Below are 17,946 nucleotides of genomic sequence, written 5' to 3'. Positions count from 1 at the left end.
GCGTTTTCAGTCGAGCTTGATGTTGCCCTTGCGGATCACGTCCGCCCATTTCGCATCTTCCTTCTTCAGGAAGTCGGCGAACTCGGCCGGCGTCGAGCCCACCGGTTGCACGCCGACGTCCACGAAGCGGCGCTTCACATCGTCTTCCTTCAGCACTTCGACGACCGTCTTGTGGAGCTTGTCTGCAATGGAGGCGGGCGTGCCGGCGGGCAGCAGCAGGCCGTTCCATTCATACGCCTCGTAGCCGGGGACCACCGTCTCGCCCAGGGTCGGCACCTCCGGCAGGCGCGCCGAGCGCTGCGGCGACGACACCGCCAGCGCGCGCAGCTTGCCCGACGACACCAGCGGGTACGAGGCGGCGATGGTGCTGAACATGAAGTCGACCTGGCCGCCCATCACGTCGACGATGGCGGGGCCGCCGCTCTTGTAGCCGACGTGGACCATGTCCAGGCCCAGCCGCTGGCGCAGCAGCTCCGCCGCCAGCCGCTGCACGGTGCCGCTGCCGCCCGATGCGTAGTTCATCTTGCCCGGCTCGGCCTTGGCCTTGTCCACGAGATCCTTGATGCTCTTGAGCGGCGACTCCGCGCGCACGATCACGATGTTCGGCGCCAGTGCCACGAGCGCCAGGGGCTGCAGCGCATTGCTCGCATACGGCATGCGGGGGAACAGGTGCGGGTTGATCGAGTACGGCGTGGCGTCGTACAGCACGGTGTAGCCGTCGGGCGTGGCCTTGGCGGCAAAGGCCGCGCCGATGGTGCCGCTGGCGCCGGGCCGGTTGTCGACGATCACGCTGGTGCCGAGCTTCTGGCCGACGCGCACCGCGAGCACACGGGCCAGCGCATCGGCCGAGCCGCCGGGCGCATACGGCACGACGAGGGTGATGGGGCGCTCGGGATAGGCGGCGTGGGCGAGCGCGGCGGCGCACAGGCACAGGGCGAACACGCCCCGGACGAGAAATTTCATGTTGTCTCCGATGTGTGGTGGCGGCTGCGGGCAGGGCGCAGCGTTTTCATTCGGTCTTGAGGTCGAGCGAGCGGGCCAGTTCGCCGTACAGCTTGACCTCGCGCGCCAGTTGCGCGCCGAAGGCATCGCCGCAGGTGTTCTGCGCCTCCATGCCGAGCGAGCGCAATTTCTCCCGCGTGGCCGGCGACTGTGCGAATTCGGTGGCGACACGGCGCAGGACGGCCAGCACCTCCGGCGGCGTCTTCGCGGGCGCCAGCAGGCCGTACCAGGCGTCGGCCGCGTAGCCCTTGACGCCCACTTCCTCGAAGGTCGGCACGTTCGGCAGCAGCGCCGAGCGCTTGGGCGACGCCACGGCCAGGGCCGTCAGCTTGCCGGACTGCACCTGCGTGAGCACCGAACCCAGCGTGGCGAAGGAGCTGTCGACCTGCCCGCCCATGAGGTCGGTGGTCGCCTGCGCCGCACCCTTGTACGGTATGTGGTTCATCGACGTGCCCGTGAGCTGCGTGAAGTGCGCGCTCGCGAAATGCCCGGAGCTGCCGGAGCCCGGCGTGGCATACGTGCGCTTGCCGGGTTCCGCCTTCACCGCCTGCAGGAACGCCCCGAAGGAGGTGACCGGCATCGACGGGCCGACGACCAGCACCGTGGGGCTCACGGCGAGCGAACACACCGGCGCGAACGAGCGCACCGCATCGAACTTGACCCGCTGGCTGTAGAGCGCGGGAATCATCGTGTGGTTGGTCGCACCCAGCAGCAGCGTGTAGCCGTCCGCCGGCGCCGCCGCGACGGCCTCGGCCGCCAGGATCGTGTTCGCGCCGGGCTTGTTGTCCACGATGAACGGCTGGCCCAGCGCACGCGATGCGTGGTCGGCGAAGGCACGCGCCACCACATCGGTCGGGCCGCCCGCGGAAAAGCCCACGAGCACACGCACCGGCTTGGCGGGCCATGCCTGTGCGTGCACCTGTGCAGCCAGCACCGTCAGCAGCCCCAAGGCAGCCGCAACGCCGCGGATGCTTCTGTTCCTCTTCATTTCTGTCTCCTTTTTTTCGAGCGGCGGCGGCCATGCTTCAGGCGGTCGCCGCCTGGCGCGAAAGCACCTGCAGCAGGTTCCTTGCCGCACCGACGCCCATGTTCACGTAAGCATCGCTGGTCACGCCGCCGATGTGGGGGCTGAGCACGATGTTTTTTTCGCCCTGGAACGGATGGCCGGGCGTCATCGGCTCGACCGCGAAGCTGTCCAGCCCGGCCATGGCGACCTGGCCCGAACGCACGGCCGCCAGCAACGCGTCTTCGTCGATCAGCCCGCCACGGGCCGTGTTGACGATGATCACGCCGCGCTTGCATTGCGCCAGTGTGCGGGCATTGAGCAGCCCGCGGTTGTCGTCGGTCAGCGGGCAGTGCAGCGACACGGCGTCGGACTCGGCCCAGAGGGTCGCCAGGTCCGCGGGTTGCACGTAAGCCGGAAGGTTCTTGGCGTAGGGGTCGTAGCCCAGCACCCGCATGCCCAGCGCGTCGGCCATGCGCGCGAAGCGAAGGCCGATGGCGCCCAGGCCGATGAGGCCGATGGTACGCCCGCCGAGCTCCAGGCTCTTGTGCGTCGCCTTGTCCCAGTGGCCGGCATGCATGCGCGCGTCGAGCGCCACCACTGATTTGGCGCAGGCCAGCAGCAGGGCGAGCGCCTGCTCGGCCACCGCGGCCGCATTGGCGCCCACGGCCGCCACCACCTCGATGCCGCGCTGCTGCGCCGCGGTCTTGTCGATCGTGTCGGTTCCGCTGCCGTGCTTGGAGATCACCTTCAGCGAAGGTGCCGCGTCCATCACGGCCGCGCCCACCTTGCCGTAGCGCACGATGATGGCCACGGGATCATGCGCGCGGCAAAGGGCGACCAGGTCGTCCTCGGTCGGCGTCTTGCCGGCGTAGACGATCTCATGGCCTTCGAGCAGCGCGAGTGCCTGCTGCGCCAGGTCGGCACCGGTCACGAGGATGGAGCTTGCGTTGGTCGCGGTCACAGCGTCTCGCCTTCCTTCAGCACGCCGGCCGCGCGCAGAGCGGAGTCCAGCCACTTGGCCGCGGTGTCGCCTTCCTTGATGGCGGCGATGCGCGCGGCCTCGTCGCGGACCTTCTTGGCAGCCAGCGGCAGCAGCGATTCGATCTTCTCGCGCTCGACCACCACCACGCCGTCGCCGTCGCCGATCACGAAGTCGCCGGGACGCACCGTCACGCCGCCGATGGACACCGGGTGCCCGATGCGCCCGCCGATGTTCTTCGTCGGACCGTTCGGATTGGTGCCCACGCTGAAGACGGGGAAGTCCATCTCGTCGATCTCGAGGCTGTCGCGGCAGGCCCCGTCCATCACCACGCCGGCAATGCCGAGCTTCTTGCAGGCCGTCATCATGATCGTGCCCATCAGCGCCGAGGTCAGGTCGCCCTTGCCGTCGATCACGAGCACGTCGCCGGGCTTTGCCATGGCGATGGCTGCATGGATCATGAGGTTGTCGCCGGGGCGCACTTCCACCGTGAGGGCGGTGCCGGCCAACTTCATGCGTGGGCGCAGGGCCTTGATGCGCCCGTCGAGCGCGCCGCGGCGGCCGGCCACGTCGGCGAGGATGGCCGGCTGGAACTCTGCGGCCTGCGCCACGATGTTCGCGGGCACGCGCTCGAAGTTGCGAATGATGTCGGGAAGGGTCGAGGACATGGGAGTGCTTTCAGGGAAAGGAAGAGGAAATGGAATGAAGTTCAGTCGGGCTTGACGCCGGCGTCCTTGATGACCTTGGCCCACTTGGACAGGTCGGCTTTCTGGGTGTCGGCGAGCTGCTGCGGCGTGCTGCCCACCAGCGTGACGCCGAGCTTGTCGGCCATCGCGACGATCTCGGGGTCCTTCAGCTGGCGAACGATTTCGTCGTGCAGGCGCTGGACCACCGGCGCGGGTGTGCCGGCCGGCGCGTAGACGGCCTGCCACTGCTCCACCACGAAGTCCTTGAAGCCGGCCTGCCCCATGGTCGGTACATCGGGCAGGGCCTTCAGGCGTGCCGCCGAAGTGACGGCCAGCGCCTTGAGGTGGCCGCTCTGGATGTGCGGCAGCGCGGCGGCCACCGGCGCGAACATGAAGGTGGCATGGCCTGCCAGGACGTCCTGGATGGCCGGCGTGTCGCCCTTGTACGGAACGTGCGTCAGCTTCGCGCCCGTCTGCAGCCGCAGCAGTTCGCCCTGCATCTGCAGCACCGTGCCGTTGCCGCCGGAGGCGAAGGAGATCTCGTCGGGGCGCGCCTTCGCCTGCGCGACAAGGTCCGCGACCGTCCGGAACGGCTGGTTCGCACCGACGACGAGCACATGCGGGATGGTGCCGATGAGCGACACCGGCGCGAAGGCCTTGACCGGGTCGTACTGCATCTTCGGCAGCAGGTTGGGCACGATCGCCTGCGGGCCGATCGATGTGCCCAGCAGCGTGTAGCCATCGGGTGCCGCACGCGCGACGAAGGCGGAGCCGATCGTGCCGGTGGCGCCTGCCTTGTTGTCCACGATCACCGTGGCGCCCAGGGACGTACCCAGGCGCAGCGCGATGGCACGCCCGAGGATGTCGGTGGTGCCGCCCGGCGGGTACGGCACCACCCAGGTGATGGGCTTGCCGGTGGGCCACTGGCCTTGAGCGAGAACGGGCAACGACACGGCGGCGAGCGCGGCCAGGCCCAGCGCGCCGAATCGGCGCCGATGAATGCGGATCATGGAGTCTCCAGAGTTGTGGTGGGGCGGTCGAAGCCGTAGAGCGCGACCGGGTTGTCGACGAGCACGCGGTGCAGCGCCCGGCGTGTGCCGGTCCAGCCGGCGAGCAGCGCCATCAGCTGTGCGTCGTCCGGCATGGCCTGGTGGCCGGCGCTGGCGGATGCGTGCGGCCAGTCGCTGCCCCAGAGCACGCGATCCGGCGCGGCTTCCAGGAAGCCGCGTGCCAGTGCGGCCACGTCTTCGTACCCCGGCGCGCCCCGCTCGCTGACGATGTAGGCGCCGGACAGCTTGACCCAGGCGCGGCGCTCCTCGAGCAAGCGAAGGATCAGCGCATGCGACGGGTGCACGCCTGCCATGGCGGGCGCGAGCCGGCCGAAATGGTCGAACACGACCGGCACCGGCAGATCGCCCAGCACGCTTGCGAGGTCACTCCACGCGTGCGCGGGTGCAAGCAGCTGCAGGTGCCAGCCCAGTGGCGCGACACGGCGCGCGAGCGGTTCGATCTGCGAGGCCGAATTCACGACACCCAGCGACAGATTCAGGCGGATGCCCCGCACCCCGCGGGCGTGCAGCGCCTCCAGTTCGGAATCGCTGACCCGTTCGTCGACCACGGCCACGCCGCGCGCCTGCGTTCCAAAGGCGGCAAGTGCGTCGCACAGCGGCCCGTTGTCGGTGCCGTAGGTCGAAGGCGTCACGAACACGACCCGCTGCGTTCCCGTGCGCCGCTGCAGCCGGCGGTAGTCCGCCGCGCTGGCGTCCGGCGGCCGCAGCGTGGCAGCGGGCGCCGCGGGATAGCGCGCGTCGTACAGATGCACGTGGCAGTCGCAGGCACCGGGCGGAACGTCGACGGGCGTGCGGCCGCGCCCCGCGGAGAACGGAGCGATGAGCGCATTCGCGCACGAAGCATCGATCGCGGCCATGCGGAGTCAATCCATCTTGGCGCCGGACGACTTGACGATCGCGCTCCAGCGCACGCCGTCGGTGCGGATCAGCGAGGCGAACTTCTCGGGCGTGCCGGTCATCACTTCCGCGCCTTGCGCGACCAGCTTCTTCTTCACCTCGTCAGTCGCCAGGGCCTTGTTGAATGCGGCGTTCAGCTTGGCGATGGCGTCCTTCGGCATGGCGGCAGGGCCGGCGACGCCGAACCACGTCACGGCCTCGAAGTCCTTGTAGCCCGACTCGGCAACGGTGGGCACGTCGGGCAGGTCGCTGTTGCGCTGCAGCGAGGTCACCGCCAGTGCGCGCAGCTGGCCGCTCTTGATCTGGGCGATCAGTGTCGGCACCGACGAGACGTACATCTGGATCTGGCCGCCGACGAGGTCCGTCAGGCCCTGCGAGGCGCCCTTGTACGGGACGTGCGTGAACTGCACGCCGGCGGCCTTCTGGAACTGCTCCGTGGCCAGGTGGGCCACGGTGCCGTTGCCCGAGCTCGCATAGTTGAGCGAAGTGGGCTTGGCCTTGGCGGCGGCAACCACGTCCGCGAGCTTCTTGTAGGGCGATGCGGCGGACACCACCACGACCAGGGGCGCCGACGCGACAAGCCCCACCGCCGCCAGGTCCTTCACCGGGTCGTACGGCAGCTTCGCGTACAGCGACGGGTTGATCGCGAGGTTGCTGGTCTGGCCCAGCACCAGCGTGTAGCCGTCCGGGCTGGCCTTGACCGCGGCATCGACGCCGATGTTGCCGCCGGAGCCCGGCTTGTTGTCGATGACGATGGTCCAGCCTTCGGATGTCGCGACCTTGTTGGCGACTTCGCGGGCAATGATGTCCGTGCCGCCGCCGGGCGGGAAGGGCACGATCAGGCGGATCGGACGCGAGGGATAGGCCTGCGCCAGGGCCATGCCGCAGGTGAGCAGGAGGGCGGCGCCGAGCGCTGCACGGCGGGAAATTGAGCTGTGGCTCGAGTTACGCATGTAGGTGTCTCCGAATCGTTCGATGAGTGCCTGGCAGACGGGCTCCAGGGCATGCAGCGATTTTGGTTTTGCGTTTCGCGCCATACAATGGTGGTTCATGAGGCGGACCATGAACCATCCAGTGAAACAAAATGACTGTTGAGGAAAGTGCCGGGACGACAAGGCGCAGGCGACCGACCGAAGTCGTCGAGGTCCCGCGCGAAGCCGATCTCGAAACGACAGGCGGCGTGACCGCGGTCACCCGCGCCCTGCAACTGCTCGACACCTTCGGCATGCAGGACGAACGGCTTTCGCTGGCCGAGCTGACACGGCGCACCGGCATGCACAAGACCACCATCCTGCGGCTGCTTCGCACGCTGGCGCTGGCCGGCTACGTGGTGCAGCGCGACGACGGCGAATGGCGGCTCGGGCCTGCCGCGGGCTGGCTCGGTGCCCGCTACCAGGCCAGCTTCGACGCCAACAACGTGGTGGAGCCGATGCTCCTTGCGCTATCGCAGGCCACGGGCGAGAGCGCGGCCTTCTACGTGCGCGAAGGCAATTCGCGCACCTGCCTCGCGCGCGTGGAGGGACCGCAGCCGATCCGCCATCACGCGCGCATGGGCGCGATGCTTCCGCTGGAGCTGGGGTCGCCGGGGCGGGTGATCCTCGCGTTTTCCGGGGAGCAGGGAAAGCTGTACGAGGACATCCGCAAGAAGGGCTATCACTTTTCCATCGGCGAGCGCGAGAAGAACGTGGCGACGGTGTCGGCGCCGGTCTTCGGCCTGCGCTGGGCCTTGCTCGGGTCGGTATGCATTTCCGGGCCGGCGGACCGCTTGCCGAAAGCCAAGCTCATCGGCCACGCGAAGACGATCATGAAAGCGGCGAACGAGTTGTCCTATGCGTTGGCCGGCCGCCCCACGGCGCAGACGCCGGCCGTCGTCTCGACCTGGCATCCGTAGGCCGCGCCATCTCCATCACTTTGTGCGAGTCGGGGATGTCGCCTCGACCGACGTCCAGACGATGCAGTTCTTGCCGCTTCGCTTGGCTTGGTAGAGCGCGGTGTCCGCTGCTTTCGTCAATGCATCGAGCGACGCGGAGTTCGATCGCCGTGCCGTGGCACAACCGACGCTCACGGTGAGAGGCGCTAGGTCCTGCGCGCCATCGTTGGGGCGGGAGCCCTCGGCTTCGGCGCGTATGGCCTCGGCGACCCGCATGGCCCCTGTTTCGTCCGTGTCGGGCAGAACGGCCATGAACTCCTCTCCGCCATACCGTGCCGCAACATCGCCGCGTCGCCGCACGTGCCTTGCGATGCAGTTGGCAAGATGCTGGAGCGCGACGTCGCCATGGGCATGCCCATGCTCGTCGTTGTAGCGTTTGAAATTGTCCGCATCCACGAAGAGCACGGACAGGCAACCGTCGCCGCGCTGCAGGCGGTCCCATTCGCTCTCCAGCGCCAGGTCGAGCGCGCGCCGGTTCTTCAGGCCCGTGAGGGAATCGGTCTGGGTCAGCTCCCTCAGGTGCTGCTCCGCGATCACCCGGCCTCGCAGCGCGAACGCGAGCAGCCACACGCCGGCGCAGAAGGCACTGCTGACCAGCAGCGACGAAAGACCGACGATCCACGACAGCCGTTTCCAGGACGCCAGGGCATCGTCCAAGGCCGGGGCAATCACCGCAATGAACGGCGTTCCGGGCACGCGCTGGAAGGTGTACAGGCGAATCGTTCCATCGATGACCGAGGACGCCGCATAGAAGCCGGACTCCCGATTCACCATGCGCGGAAACGTCGGCGACCCTTTCAGGTCGTGGGTGAGCGCCTTGCCCGGAGCGGGGTTTCTTGCAACCAGGGTGCCATCCGTGCGAACGATCGCCGCCACGCCGCGCGGGCCGATTTCCAGGTCGTCCAGCAAGTGCTTGAAGTAGTCGAGGTCGATGGCGACGAGCGCGGTGCCCCCGAAAGTCCCGTCCGGGCGGTTGATTCTTCGGCTCAGCGCGATGGCCTCAACGCCTTCGCGCGCGCGTGCCCGATAGGCCGACGAGACATAGAGGCCGAGGTTCGTGGCATCGCGATGCGCGGTGAAGTAGTCGCGGTCGCTGAAATCCCAACGATGCGTGCTGGAGCAGCAACCGTCGATGAGCTGGCCCTTGTCGTCCGTGACGCCCATGCCGGTGACATAGCGGGCGGAGACGGTCGAGCCGAACAGCAATTCGTGCCGCACCTCCGGACTCAGGCTTCGCACAATGGGTTTGTCCAAGGAGGCGATCAGCATGAGCAGCGACTGATCCGCCGATTCGACGGTCCGCGAGATGTTGCTCGCCAGAACGGCTGCGACGTTCTTCGACATCCCGTGCGCATGTTCGACGGCCGTTTCCCGGTCCGCCCACAGCGTGAGGACGCTGATGGACAGCACGACAAGTGTCAGGAGCGTCCCCAGCCCACCGACGATCAAAGGGTGATGACCTGCCAACGTGGCAAGTCTCTGTGAGCAGGGACGCGGGGGCATGACGCTTTTGTTGTCGATGGCTGCCGTGCAGGACCTTGGCGGAAATGCGCGGCGATGCCTGACCAGGGAGACTGGCGCCACAGGGGGCGCCATCGCGCGTTTATATGTCGCGGACAGGTTGTTGATCAAATCTACTACCTGACCGGAAGCGCGCCCGGGCAGGAGCCGGCGTGACTATCGGCGTGCGCCGGCGAGCAGCGCGATCTCCTCGAGCAGCTCGGCCAGCGCCGCCCCGATGAAGTCCAGCGTGGCCGCGTCGACCAGCCGGCCGTCCTGGATGCGCGAGGCCACATTGGCAATGGCCACGTGCGGGCGCACCAGCGGGCGGGCCAGCGTGGCGGCCAGCGCATCGCGGATCTGCGCCTGCGCGCGCACGCCGCCGGCGGTACCGGGCGACGCCGTCATCACCAGCGCCGGCTTGCCTTTCAGAGGTGACGCGAAGCCGGGTCGCGAGGCCCAGTCGATGGCGTTCTTCAGCACGCCCGGCATGCCGTAGTTGTATTCGGGCGAGCACAGCACGAGCCCGTCGGCGCCCGCAATGGCGCTCTTCAGGCGTGCCACGGGTGCGGGCGGCGTGTCGCCGTCGAGGTCGGCGTTGTAGATGGGAATGTCGTCCAGCGGCACGATCTCCAGCGCCACATGCGGTGGCAGCAGCGGCTGCAGGCTGCGCAGCACGGCCGTGCAGTTCGAGGCCCGGCGAATGCTGCCGGAGATGGCGACGAGTCGCGTGGTGGAGTGGGTGGTGTCGTTCAAAGCGGGGTGTTCCTCTGTTTCAAGCGGCGCGAGTTTATGCATAAAATTGAAAACATGTACAAAAAAGAATCGACCGCCGAGCGCGCGCTCCCGCTCGTCGACCAGGCCTTCATCCGGCTGCGCCAGGACGTGCTCTCGGGCACCTACGGCGCCGGGGCGAAGCTCAAGCTCGACGAGCTGCAGACGGCCTACGGCTTTTCGAGCAGCCCGCTGCGCGAGGCGCTCAGCCGGCTGGCGCAGGAGGGGCTGATCCGTGCCGACGAACGCCGCGGCTTCCGCGTGGCCGACATCTCGCCCGAAGACCTCGCGGACATCACCCGCATGCGCGTCATGCTCGACGTGCAGGCACTGCGCGAGTCCATCGCGAACGGCGACGACGCATGGGAGGCGTCGGTGGTCGGTGCCTACCACCGGCTCGAGAAGATCGAAGGCCGCCTCGGCGACGGGCCCGTGGTGCTGGACGACGACTGGACCCAGCTGCACTCGGCCTTCCACGCCGCGCTGCTGGCGGCCTGCCCTTCGGAGCGCTTGCGCACCTGGAGCGCGAGTCTGTTCGACCAGGCGGAGCGCTACCGCCGCTATTCCGCGCGCTTTCGCAAGACGGCGCGGCGCAAGTCGAACGAGCACCGCAAGATCATGGACGCCACCTTGCGCCGTGACGCCAAGACGGCCTGCGCACTGCTCGAAGAACACATCCTCAGCACCGAGCGCAATGTGATGGCGGTGCTGGGCGCCGCCGAGCGCGCCGACAAGAACTAGCGCGCCGCCGCGCCAGGATCGTCCGCGTGCAGCCGCCTGCACGCGGAGAGAACGCGACGCCCCCGTGCGGCGCGCGCGTTCGCCGGTGGCTTGACGCCATCCCGGAATCTGCTTCTTTCCTTTTTTTCAGCCTCGCGCCCCGCGTTCCCGACACGCGGCGCGAAGCCGCGCGCGCTCGCCAGGCCGTCGGTAAAAACCACTATGCATCAATCTATTTTTATGCACAAAAATACCTTCATGCATTAATCTGTGCATTCGACGGGTCGACGGCGGCCCGATGTGCAACGTACCTATCCGAAAGAAGCAACGCATGAAACTGATGTCCTACTCGCTCGCGGGCCGCGAAACCTGGGGCGCCGTCGTCGAAGGCGGCGTGGTCGATCTGGCCGCGCGTACCGGCCACGCGACGCTGGCCGACTTCATCGCCAGCGCCGACTTCGCGCGCCGGGACGCGCTGGTCGAGGGGCTCGCGGCCGACACGCCGCTGTCCGACGTGCGCTACCTGCCGGTGATTCCCAAGCCCGAGAAGATCGTGTGCGCCGTGCGCAACTACATGGACCACCACCAGGAGGTGCTGGCCGCCGGCATGCAGCGCGAGCTGTCGGAGCAGCCGCCGATCTTCCTGCGCGTCTGGCGCTCGCAGACACCGCACGAAGGTCCGATCGTGCGTCCGCGCGTGTCCGAGTCGCTCGACTGGGAAGGGGAGCTCGCGGTGATCATCGGCGAGGGCGGACGCGACATCGCCGAGGCCGACGCGTGGAAGCACGTGGCCGGCTACAGCTGCTACAACGACGGGAGCGTGCGCGAGTGGCAGTTCCACGCCAAGCAGATTGCCTCGGGCAAGAACTTCGAGTCCACCGGCGGCTTCGGTCCGTGGATGGTGACGGCCGACGAGATTGCGCCGGGGCGCGAGCTCAGGCTCGAGACGCGCCTCAACGGCGAGGTCGTTCAGTCCAGCCACACGGGCCACATGATCTTCTCGATTCCGCGGCTCATCGCCTATGCGTCGACCATCTTCACGCTGGTGCCCGGCGACGTCCTCATCACCGGCACGCCGGCCGGCGTAGGCTGGAGCAAGAAGCCGCCGCGCTTCATGAAGCCGGGCGACGTGGTCGAAGTCGAGATCGAGGCCGTGGGCCTCCTGCGCAACCCCGTGGTCGCGCAGGACTGACGCAACCCGCCTGCAACGGCCGCATCGCCGCGCAACGCCCCACCGCAATCGTGCGAGACGCCCGCAAAGGGCGCCGCCTCAGGAGACACACTTGAAACGAAGAACCCTTCTCGCCGCGTGCGCGGCGACGGCCGCCGCATGGCCGGCCGCCCGTGCCTTCGCGCAAGGCTACCCGGAACGTCCAGTGAAGCTCTACCAGGGCTTCGCGCCGGGCGGCAACGCCGACGCGATCGCCCGGGCCATCGGCGTCGAGATGGGCAAGACCCTCGGCCAGCCGGTGGTGGTCGAGGCCCAGGCCGGCGCGGGCGGCACCATCGCCGCGGCCACCGTGGCGCGCGCCAGGCCCGACGGCTACACGCTGCTGCTGGCCACCGGCGGCCACGCGGTGGCGGGGGCGCTGTACAACACGCTGCCCTACAAGACAGTGGCCGACTTCGAGGCGGTGTCCACCGTCACCTACTTTCCGTTCCTGATCGTGGTCAACGCCAGCTCCAAGGTGCAGAGCCTCGCGGAGATCCTCGCGTCGGCCAAGGCCGCGCCGGGCACGGTCGCCTACGGCACCGCCGGCATCGGCTCGACGCACCACCTGGCGGGCGAGCTGCTCACCAAGATGGCCGGCGTGTCGATGATGCACGTGCCCTACCGCGGCGACGCGGCCGCGGTCACCGCGCTGCTCGGCGGCGAGGTGCCGTTCATCATCGCGCCGCCGACGGCGGTGGTTCCCAACATCCAGGCCGGCAGGCTGCGCGCGGTGGCCGCCACCGGGCCGCAACGCTGGCCGGGCCTGCCCAAGGTGCCGACGGTTGCGGAGCAGGGCGTGCCGGGGTATGACGTGCGTTCGTGGGCCGGCGTGCTGGCGCCCGCGGGCACGCCGCGCCCCATCGTCGACCGGCTCAACGCCGAGACCTTGCATGCGCTGCAGGCCGCGTCGGTGCGCCAGCGCCTGGAAGACATGGGCGGCGAGGCACGCGGCAGCACGCCCGAGGAAATGAAGGCGCTGGTCGCGCGAGAACTCGAGAAGTGGACCCAGGTGGTCGCCGATGCAAAGATTCCCAGGCAATGAAATGAACGAAAGAGCAATGCCATGTCACTGATCGCGCTGCGCAAGCGAAGCCTCACCGTCGAGACCGTTTTCCATGAAGGCGGGCCGCCGCCCGATAAACCGCTGCGTATCGCCGCCGCGTGCGCCGTCATCCGCAACCCCTATGCCGGCCGCTACGAGCCCGACCTGCTGCCCTTCATGGCGGAACTGCGCAGCCTTGGCACCGCGCTGGCCGAAGAGCTGGTGGCCACGCTGGGCAAGGAGAACGTCGAGGCCTACAGCAAGGCGGCCATCGTCGGCGTCAACGGGGAACTCGAGCACGGCGCTGTCTGGCACGAGGCCGGCGGCTGGGCCATGCGCCAGGTGCTGGGCGAGCCCAAGGCCATCGTGCCCGCGGCCAAGGCGGTAGCCGCCACCGGCTACCGGCTGATGGTGCCGCTGCACTACATCCACGCAGCCTACGTGCGCAGCCACTTCAACACGGTCGAGGTCGGCATCCAGGACGCTCCCCGGCCCGACGAGATCCTCTTCGCGCTGGTGATGGCCGACGGCGGGCGCATCCATTCGCGCCTGGGCGGCCTCGCCAAGGAGCAGGTCAGCGTGAACGACGGGCAGCGCTGAGCATGGCGACGCAAACCATGCGCGCCGTGCAGTTGTCCGAGACGGGCGGCCCCGAAGTCCTGCGGCTGGTGGACCTGCCGCTGCCCGAGCCCAGCCCGGGGCAAGTGCGGGTTCGGGCGGCCGCCATCGGCGCGGGCGGGCCCGACGTGCTCATCCGCAACGGCACCTACAAGTGGATGCCGCCGCTGCCGGCCATTCCGGGCAACGAGATGGCGGGCACGGTCGACGCGGTCGGCGCCGGCGTCACGCGGCTGTCGGTGGGCCAGCGCGTGCTCGTGAGCGCGCGCGAACTCGCGCAGCGCGGCGGCTGCTACGCCGAATGCATCTGCGTGAGCGAGGCTGCGCCCTTCGTGCTGCCGCCGGCGCTGGGCTTCGACGACGCCGTGAGCCTGGGCAACTTCCAGCTGGCCATCGCCTTGCTGGCGAGCAACGGCAACCTGCCCGCGCAGACCGTGCTGCTGCCAGGGGCTGCGGGCGGCGTGGCCACCGCGGTGGCGCAGGTGGCCTGTGCGCGCGGTCTGCGCGTGATCGGCACCGCCTCGTCCGACGAGAAGCGCGCCTTCGCGCTGGACAACGGCGCCAGCGAGGTCATCGACGGCGACCCTGCCACGCTGCCCGAACGCGTGATGGCGCTCACCGGCGGGCGCGGCGCCGACCTGGCCTTCGACCACGTGGGCGGCGCGCTCTTCATCGCCTGCCTTCGCTCCCTCGCGCCTTTCGGCATGGCGGTCTCCTACAACATCCTCGCGGGCCCGCCCGCGGGCGATGTGTTCGACGAACTGCGCAAGCTGCTCGGCAAGAGCCTGGCGATCCGCACCTTCTCCATCCACACCGTCGACAGCGACATCGCGCATCGGCGTGGCCTGATGGAGGAGGCCATCGCGCTGATGGCCGCGGGCCGGGTGCGCGCGCCGCGCGCCACCCGCCTGCCATTGGCCGAGGCGCGGCATGCGCACGAGCTGCTCGACCGCGGCGGCGCGCTCGGCAAGCTTGTCCTCGTTCCGTGAACCCCCAACCGACGAACCCGAAACCGGCGGAGACCGTCTTGAGCACACCCTACATTCCCAACCTGTCGCACTGCGGCATCTTCTGCCGCGACCTCGCGGTGATGAAGCGCTTCTACACCGGCGTGTTCGACATGCAGGAGACCGACCGCGGTGTCGGCGGCACCTTCCGCTACGAGCTGGTGTTCCTCAGCGGACGCGACGACCAGCACCACCAGCTGGTGCTGGCGGGCGGCCGCGGCGCGGATGCGCCGAGCACCGTGATGCAGCTCTCGTTCAAGATCCACACCATCGACCACCTGCGCGAAGCGCGCCGGCGCGCGCTGTCGCTGGGCGCGACGAAGATGCGCGGCCTCAACCACGGCAACGCGCTGTCCATCTACTGCATGGACCCGGAGGACAACACGGTCGAGGTCTACCTCGACACACCGTGGTACGTCAGCCAGCCGCATGGCGATCCGTTGGACCTCGACGAGACCGACGAAGCGATCTGGGCGCAGACCGAGCGCGTGGTGCGCTCGGACCCGAGCTTCATGCCCGCACAGGAATGGGCCGCCTTGTTCGCGCAGCGAAGCGCGGCACTGCGCGCATCGAAGGCCGACGGCGAGCGTCAGCGTTAGCCGGCGCCGGTCCAGCGGTAACCGGCGAGCCGGGCGACAGGGCTCCTGGACAAGGATGACGCCCCTGGCGATGTTCAGAGCCTGCCTTTCGTCTCCGCAGGAACCGCCCTTGCGCGCCGGCTGGCGCCTTCGTCCGGCAGCAAGGCGAGCAAGGCTTTCACCAACGGCGACTCGTCCGACTTGCGCCAGACCACCAGCGTGTCGACGTAGGTTTTCTCGCCCTTGAGCGACCGGTACACCACGCCTTCACGGTGCAGCGCCTTCACGCATGCCGGCACCAGCGCAATGCCGACGCCGCCCGACACCAGGCTCACGATGGTATTCATCTGCCGCGCAGGGAACATCAGCGGGCTGAAGCCGCGGCGCATGCAAGTCGCGACGATGGCATCGAACATCTGCGGGCCGATGTGGCGCTCGAAGCCCAGGAAGCGTTCGCTCGAGAACTTCTCCAGGGCCACCGGCCCCGTGCCCGCGAGCGGGTGGGCTTCGGGCAGGGCTAGGATCAACGTGTCCTTCTGCACCAGCCGCGAGCCGAGCGTGGCCGGCATGTCGGACGGCTGCAGCACCATGCCGACGTCGAGGTGGCCGGCCTCGACGTCCGAGACGATCTGCTCGGTGATGCCTTCGCGCAGCGCCACACTGGCCCGGGGGTGCGCCTCGTTGAAACGCCGCAGCGTCGGCGGCAGGAACGAATAGGCGGGAAGGCTGATGAAGCCCACGGCGATCGAGCCCATGATGCCGGCCGCGCCGTCCTGCGCGCGGCGGCGCATGGTTTCCATGCCCGCGAGAACGGCGCGCGCGTCGTGCAGTGCGTCTTCGCCCGCACGCGTGATCGCGATGCGACGCGACGTGCGCTCGAAAAGCGCCACGCCCAGTTCGTCTTCCAGCTCCTTGATGGCCAGACTCACCGGCGGCTGCGACAGGTGCAGGCGTTGCGCGGCACGGCCGAAGTGAAGCTCTTCGGCCACAGCGACGAGGCAGCGGAGGTGACGCAGTTCCATCGATCTGAATCCTGTATTGATCGATATGAATTGTAGATTTGTTGCTATGGATGTCCGATCCTAGACTTTGCTCCGAGGACGCCGGCGCTACCCGCTGCCGGACCCCAAGGAGACAAAGAGATGACCGAAAAAGCGACGGCCCTGCCACGAGCACGGACCGTGGTTCACCCTGGCCCCTACGGTCCTGTGCGGATCGCCCACATGCATGCCGACAAGGGCAGGCACTTCCGGCTGTCGCTCCCCGCGGGACGCACGCTGCACGACAGCCTGGTGCAGGCGCTGGCCGCCGAAGACGTGGCCAGCGCTTCGATGACGCTCATCGACGGCGAACTCGAACACCTGAGCTTCTGCACGGCGCTGCCCGATCCCGCCGGCCGTGTGCTCGCGACCTACGGCGCCCCGGAGGCGCTGCGCGGAGCGCGCCTGATCTTCGGCAACGCCACGATGGGCCGTCGCGCCGACGGCGGCCCCATCGTCCATTGCCATGGTGTGTTCCGCGAAGTCGACGGGCGCGTGCGCGGCGGGCACATCCTGGCCGAACGCACGTTGGTCGGCCGGAGTGCCGTCACCGTGGTGGTGACCGCGCTGGACAGCTTCGAGTTGCGCGTGGCCTACGACGAAGAAACGCGCATGCCGCTGATGCGCCCCCAGGCGCGGGCGGAGGCCCATGGCTGACGTTCGCCTGGTGGAGCGCGGCCGCATGGGCCGCGTGGCCTACGCGCGCATCGGCCCCAATGAAGACCTGGTTCAGAGCGTGGAAAAACTCTGCGTGGCCCAGGGCATGCGCCATGCCTTCGTGCGCGGTGCGCTCGGCAGCCTGATCGACGCATGCCTGGAGCGGCCCGACGGCGCGTGCCAGGTGGTCCGCGGCCCCGCCGTGGAAATCGTGAGCCTGGCCGGCGAGGTGCGCCTGCAGCCCGACGGCACGCTGCGCGCGGCCCTCACGGGCGTGGTCGCCGACACCGAAGGCCGGGTCCATGGCGGTCCGTTCGTGGCCGGCGCCAACGCTGTTTGCGTCACCTTCGAGATCACGCTCGAAGAGTGGCTTCCTTCCGAAGATTCCTGATTTCGAAAACCCCAAGGTAACCATGACAGACACCCCCTTCCTTCCCCGCGTCGCCGTCGTCACCGGAGGCGCGCGCGGCATCGGCCTTGCCATCGGACAGTGGTTCCTGGCCCACGGCTACCACGTCGCGCTGCTCGACAACGACCACGCCACGCTCGATGCGACCGTCGCCGAACTCGCCTTGCCCGATCGCGTGCTGGGCGTGCACTGCGACGTGTCCGACGCGGCGCAGGTAGCCGCCGCGGCCAAGGCCGTCGCCGGCCGCTTCGGCCGCGTCGATGCGCTGGTCAACAACGCTGGCGTCGCGGTGTTCAAGCGCATCGCGGACACCTCTTTCGCCGACTGGCGTTCGGTGATGGGCACGAACCTCGATGGCGCCTTCCTCTGCACGCAGGCATTCAGCCCTTCGATGGTCGAAGCCGGCAAGGGTGCGGTGGTGAACGTGGCGTCGATCTCGGGCTTGCGCGCCAGCACGCTGCGCGTGGCCTATGGCACCAGCAAGGCGGCGCTCATCCACCTCACGAAGCAGTACGCGGTGGAGCTGGGCAATGCGGGCGTGCGCGTGAATGTGATCGCGCCCGGCCCGGTCGAGACCGAAATGGCCAAGCTGGTGCACAGCGTGGCGATCCGCTCCGACTACGTCGACGCCATTCCCCTGGGCCGCTACGGCAGCGTCGAGGAAATGTCCAACGCGGTGGGCTTCCTGTGCAGCGATGCGGCGAGCTTCATCAATGGCCAGGTGATTGCGGTGGACGGCGGCTTCGATGCCGCCGGCGTCGGCCTGCCGACGCTGCGCCGGGGCGCGGCCACCGCGCAGGCCGACCACGCCTGAGGAG

20 protein-coding genes are annotated in these 17,946 nt (G+C 68.8%); 10 read left to right on the top strand and 10 right to left on the bottom strand.

Going from position 1 to position 17,946, the window contains the following annotated elements; all coding sequences use genetic code 11:
- Window positions 1–6: 6 nt before the first annotated feature.
- The 7 genes from C4F17_RS31795 to C4F17_RS31765 are packed head-to-tail and all read right to left on the bottom strand — an operon-like array spanning window position 7 to window position 6,593.
- The gene (locus C4F17_RS31795) at window positions 7–963 is read right to left on the bottom strand and encodes a tripartite tricarboxylate transporter substrate binding protein (RefSeq protein WP_106938340.1); all 957 of its coding nucleotides are present in this window, start codon (window positions 961–963) and stop codon (window positions 7–9) included.
- A gap of 46 nt (window positions 964–1,009) precedes the next feature.
- Window positions 1,010–1,990, bottom strand: a complete 981-nt coding sequence (locus tag C4F17_RS31790) for a Bug family tripartite tricarboxylate transporter substrate binding protein (protein WP_106938339.1) — start codon at window positions 1,988–1,990, stop codon at window positions 1,010–1,012.
- 37 nt (window positions 1,991–2,027) lie between these two features.
- Entirely contained in the window at window positions 2,028–2,969 is a 942-nt protein-coding gene (locus C4F17_RS31785) for an NAD(P)-dependent oxidoreductase (RefSeq protein ID WP_106938338.1), read from the bottom strand.
- On the bottom strand, window positions 2,966–3,655 hold the full coding sequence (locus C4F17_RS31780) for an RraA family protein (protein WP_081267680.1): 690 nt from the start codon (window positions 3,653–3,655) through the stop codon (window positions 2,966–2,968). The genes C4F17_RS31785 and C4F17_RS31780 overlap by 4 nt, the downstream gene beginning before the upstream one ends.
- 41 nt (window positions 3,656–3,696) lie before the next feature.
- On the bottom strand, window positions 3,697–4,683 hold the full coding sequence (locus tag C4F17_RS31775) for a Bug family tripartite tricarboxylate transporter substrate binding protein (protein ID WP_106938337.1): 987 nt from the start codon (window positions 4,681–4,683) through the stop codon (window positions 3,697–3,699).
- Complete coding sequence (locus C4F17_RS31770; protein ID WP_106938336.1) at window positions 4,680–5,600, bottom strand: amidohydrolase family protein; 921 nt, start codon at window positions 5,598–5,600, stop codon at window positions 4,680–4,682. The genes C4F17_RS31775 and C4F17_RS31770 overlap by 4 nt, the downstream gene beginning before the upstream one ends.
- Before the next feature lie 6 nt (window positions 5,601–5,606).
- On the bottom strand, window positions 5,607–6,593 hold the full coding sequence (locus C4F17_RS31765) for a Bug family tripartite tricarboxylate transporter substrate binding protein (RefSeq protein WP_081267807.1): 987 nt from the start codon (window positions 6,591–6,593) through the stop codon (window positions 5,607–5,609).
- Between the two features lie 131 nt (window positions 6,594–6,724).
- On the opposite strand from C4F17_RS31765, the gene C4F17_RS31760 reads away from it, so the two are divergent.
- Window positions 6,725–7,531 carry an IclR family transcriptional regulator gene (locus C4F17_RS31760; protein WP_199852008.1) on the top strand — a complete coding sequence of 269 codons (807 nt, stop codon included), beginning with the start codon at window positions 6,725–6,727 and terminating at the stop codon, window positions 7,529–7,531.
- Between the two features lie 15 nt (window positions 7,532–7,546).
- On the opposite strand, the gene C4F17_RS31755 is transcribed toward C4F17_RS31760, so the two are convergent.
- A complete protein-coding gene (locus C4F17_RS31755; protein ID WP_106938335.1) occupies window positions 7,547–9,073 on the bottom strand; it encodes a GGDEF domain-containing protein in 1,527 nt (508 codons plus the stop codon).
- A gap of 174 nt (window positions 9,074–9,247) precedes the next feature.
- The gene (locus C4F17_RS31750) at window positions 9,248–9,826 is read right to left on the bottom strand and encodes an NADPH-dependent FMN reductase (RefSeq protein WP_234383067.1); all 579 of its coding nucleotides are present in this window, start codon (window positions 9,824–9,826) and stop codon (window positions 9,248–9,250) included.
- Window positions 9,827–9,862: 36 nt separating this feature from the next.
- Between C4F17_RS31750 and C4F17_RS31745 the strand changes: the two genes are divergently transcribed.
- The 6 genes from C4F17_RS31745 to C4F17_RS31720 all read left to right on the top strand — a co-directional run bounded on the left by C4F17_RS31745 (window position 9,863) and on the right by C4F17_RS31720 (window position 15,043).
- Window positions 9,863–10,585, top strand: a complete 723-nt coding sequence (locus C4F17_RS31745) for a GntR family transcriptional regulator (protein ID WP_081267675.1) — start codon at window positions 9,863–9,865, stop codon at window positions 10,583–10,585.
- A gap of 310 nt (window positions 10,586–10,895) precedes the next feature.
- Window positions 10,896–11,756, top strand: a complete 861-nt coding sequence (locus C4F17_RS31740; protein ID WP_106938333.1) for a fumarylacetoacetate hydrolase family protein — start codon at window positions 10,896–10,898, stop codon at window positions 11,754–11,756.
- 91 nt (window positions 11,757–11,847) lie between these two features.
- Entirely contained in the window at window positions 11,848–12,819 is a 972-nt protein-coding gene (locus C4F17_RS31735) for a tripartite tricarboxylate transporter substrate binding protein (protein ID WP_081267674.1), read from the top strand.
- Between the two features lie 21 nt (window positions 12,820–12,840).
- Window positions 12,841–13,419, top strand: coding sequence for an amino acid synthesis family protein (locus tag C4F17_RS31730; RefSeq protein WP_081267673.1), 579 nt, complete (start codon window positions 12,841–12,843; stop codon window positions 13,417–13,419).
- A gap of 2 nt (window positions 13,420–13,421) precedes the next feature.
- A complete protein-coding gene (locus tag C4F17_RS31725; protein WP_106938332.1) occupies window positions 13,422–14,426 on the top strand; it encodes a zinc-dependent alcohol dehydrogenase family protein in 1,005 nt (334 codons plus the stop codon).
- A gap of 38 nt (window positions 14,427–14,464) precedes the next feature.
- The gene (locus tag C4F17_RS31720) at window positions 14,465–15,043 is read left to right on the top strand and encodes a VOC family protein (protein ID WP_106938535.1); all 579 of its coding nucleotides are present in this window, start codon (window positions 14,465–14,467) and stop codon (window positions 15,041–15,043) included.
- 74 nt (window positions 15,044–15,117) lie between these two features.
- Here the strand turns inward: C4F17_RS31720 and C4F17_RS31715 are convergent, their stop codons facing one another.
- Window positions 15,118–16,044: a LysR family transcriptional regulator gene (locus C4F17_RS31715; protein WP_081267671.1), complete on the bottom strand. Its 927-nt coding sequence runs from the start codon at window positions 16,042–16,044 to the stop codon at window positions 15,118–15,120.
- A gap of 120 nt (window positions 16,045–16,164) precedes the next feature.
- Between C4F17_RS31715 and C4F17_RS31710 the strand changes: the two genes are divergently transcribed.
- From C4F17_RS31710 to C4F17_RS31700, 3 genes are read left to right on the top strand one after another with little or no spacing between them, the layout of a single operon-like run.
- Window positions 16,165–16,719, top strand: a complete 555-nt coding sequence (locus tag C4F17_RS31710) for a PCC domain-containing protein (RefSeq protein WP_106938331.1) — start codon at window positions 16,165–16,167, stop codon at window positions 16,717–16,719.
- Window positions 16,712–17,110, top strand: a complete 399-nt coding sequence (locus C4F17_RS31705) for a PPC domain-containing DNA-binding protein (RefSeq protein WP_081267669.1) — start codon at window positions 16,712–16,714, stop codon at window positions 17,108–17,110. Before C4F17_RS31710 ends, C4F17_RS31705 begins: the two co-directional genes overlap by 8 nt.
- Before the next feature lie 22 nt (window positions 17,111–17,132).
- Complete coding sequence (locus C4F17_RS31700) at window positions 17,133–17,942, top strand: SDR family NAD(P)-dependent oxidoreductase (RefSeq protein WP_106938330.1); 810 nt, start codon at window positions 17,133–17,135, stop codon at window positions 17,940–17,942.
- Window positions 17,943–17,946: the final 4 nt, after the last annotated feature.

The sequence above is a fragment of the Variovorax sp. PMC12 genome (genome assembly GCF_003019815.1).
In the GTDB taxonomy this organism is placed as follows: domain Bacteria; phylum Pseudomonadota; class Gammaproteobacteria; order Burkholderiales; family Burkholderiaceae_C; genus Variovorax.
This window is presented reverse-complemented; position numbering and strand designations above follow the sequence as displayed.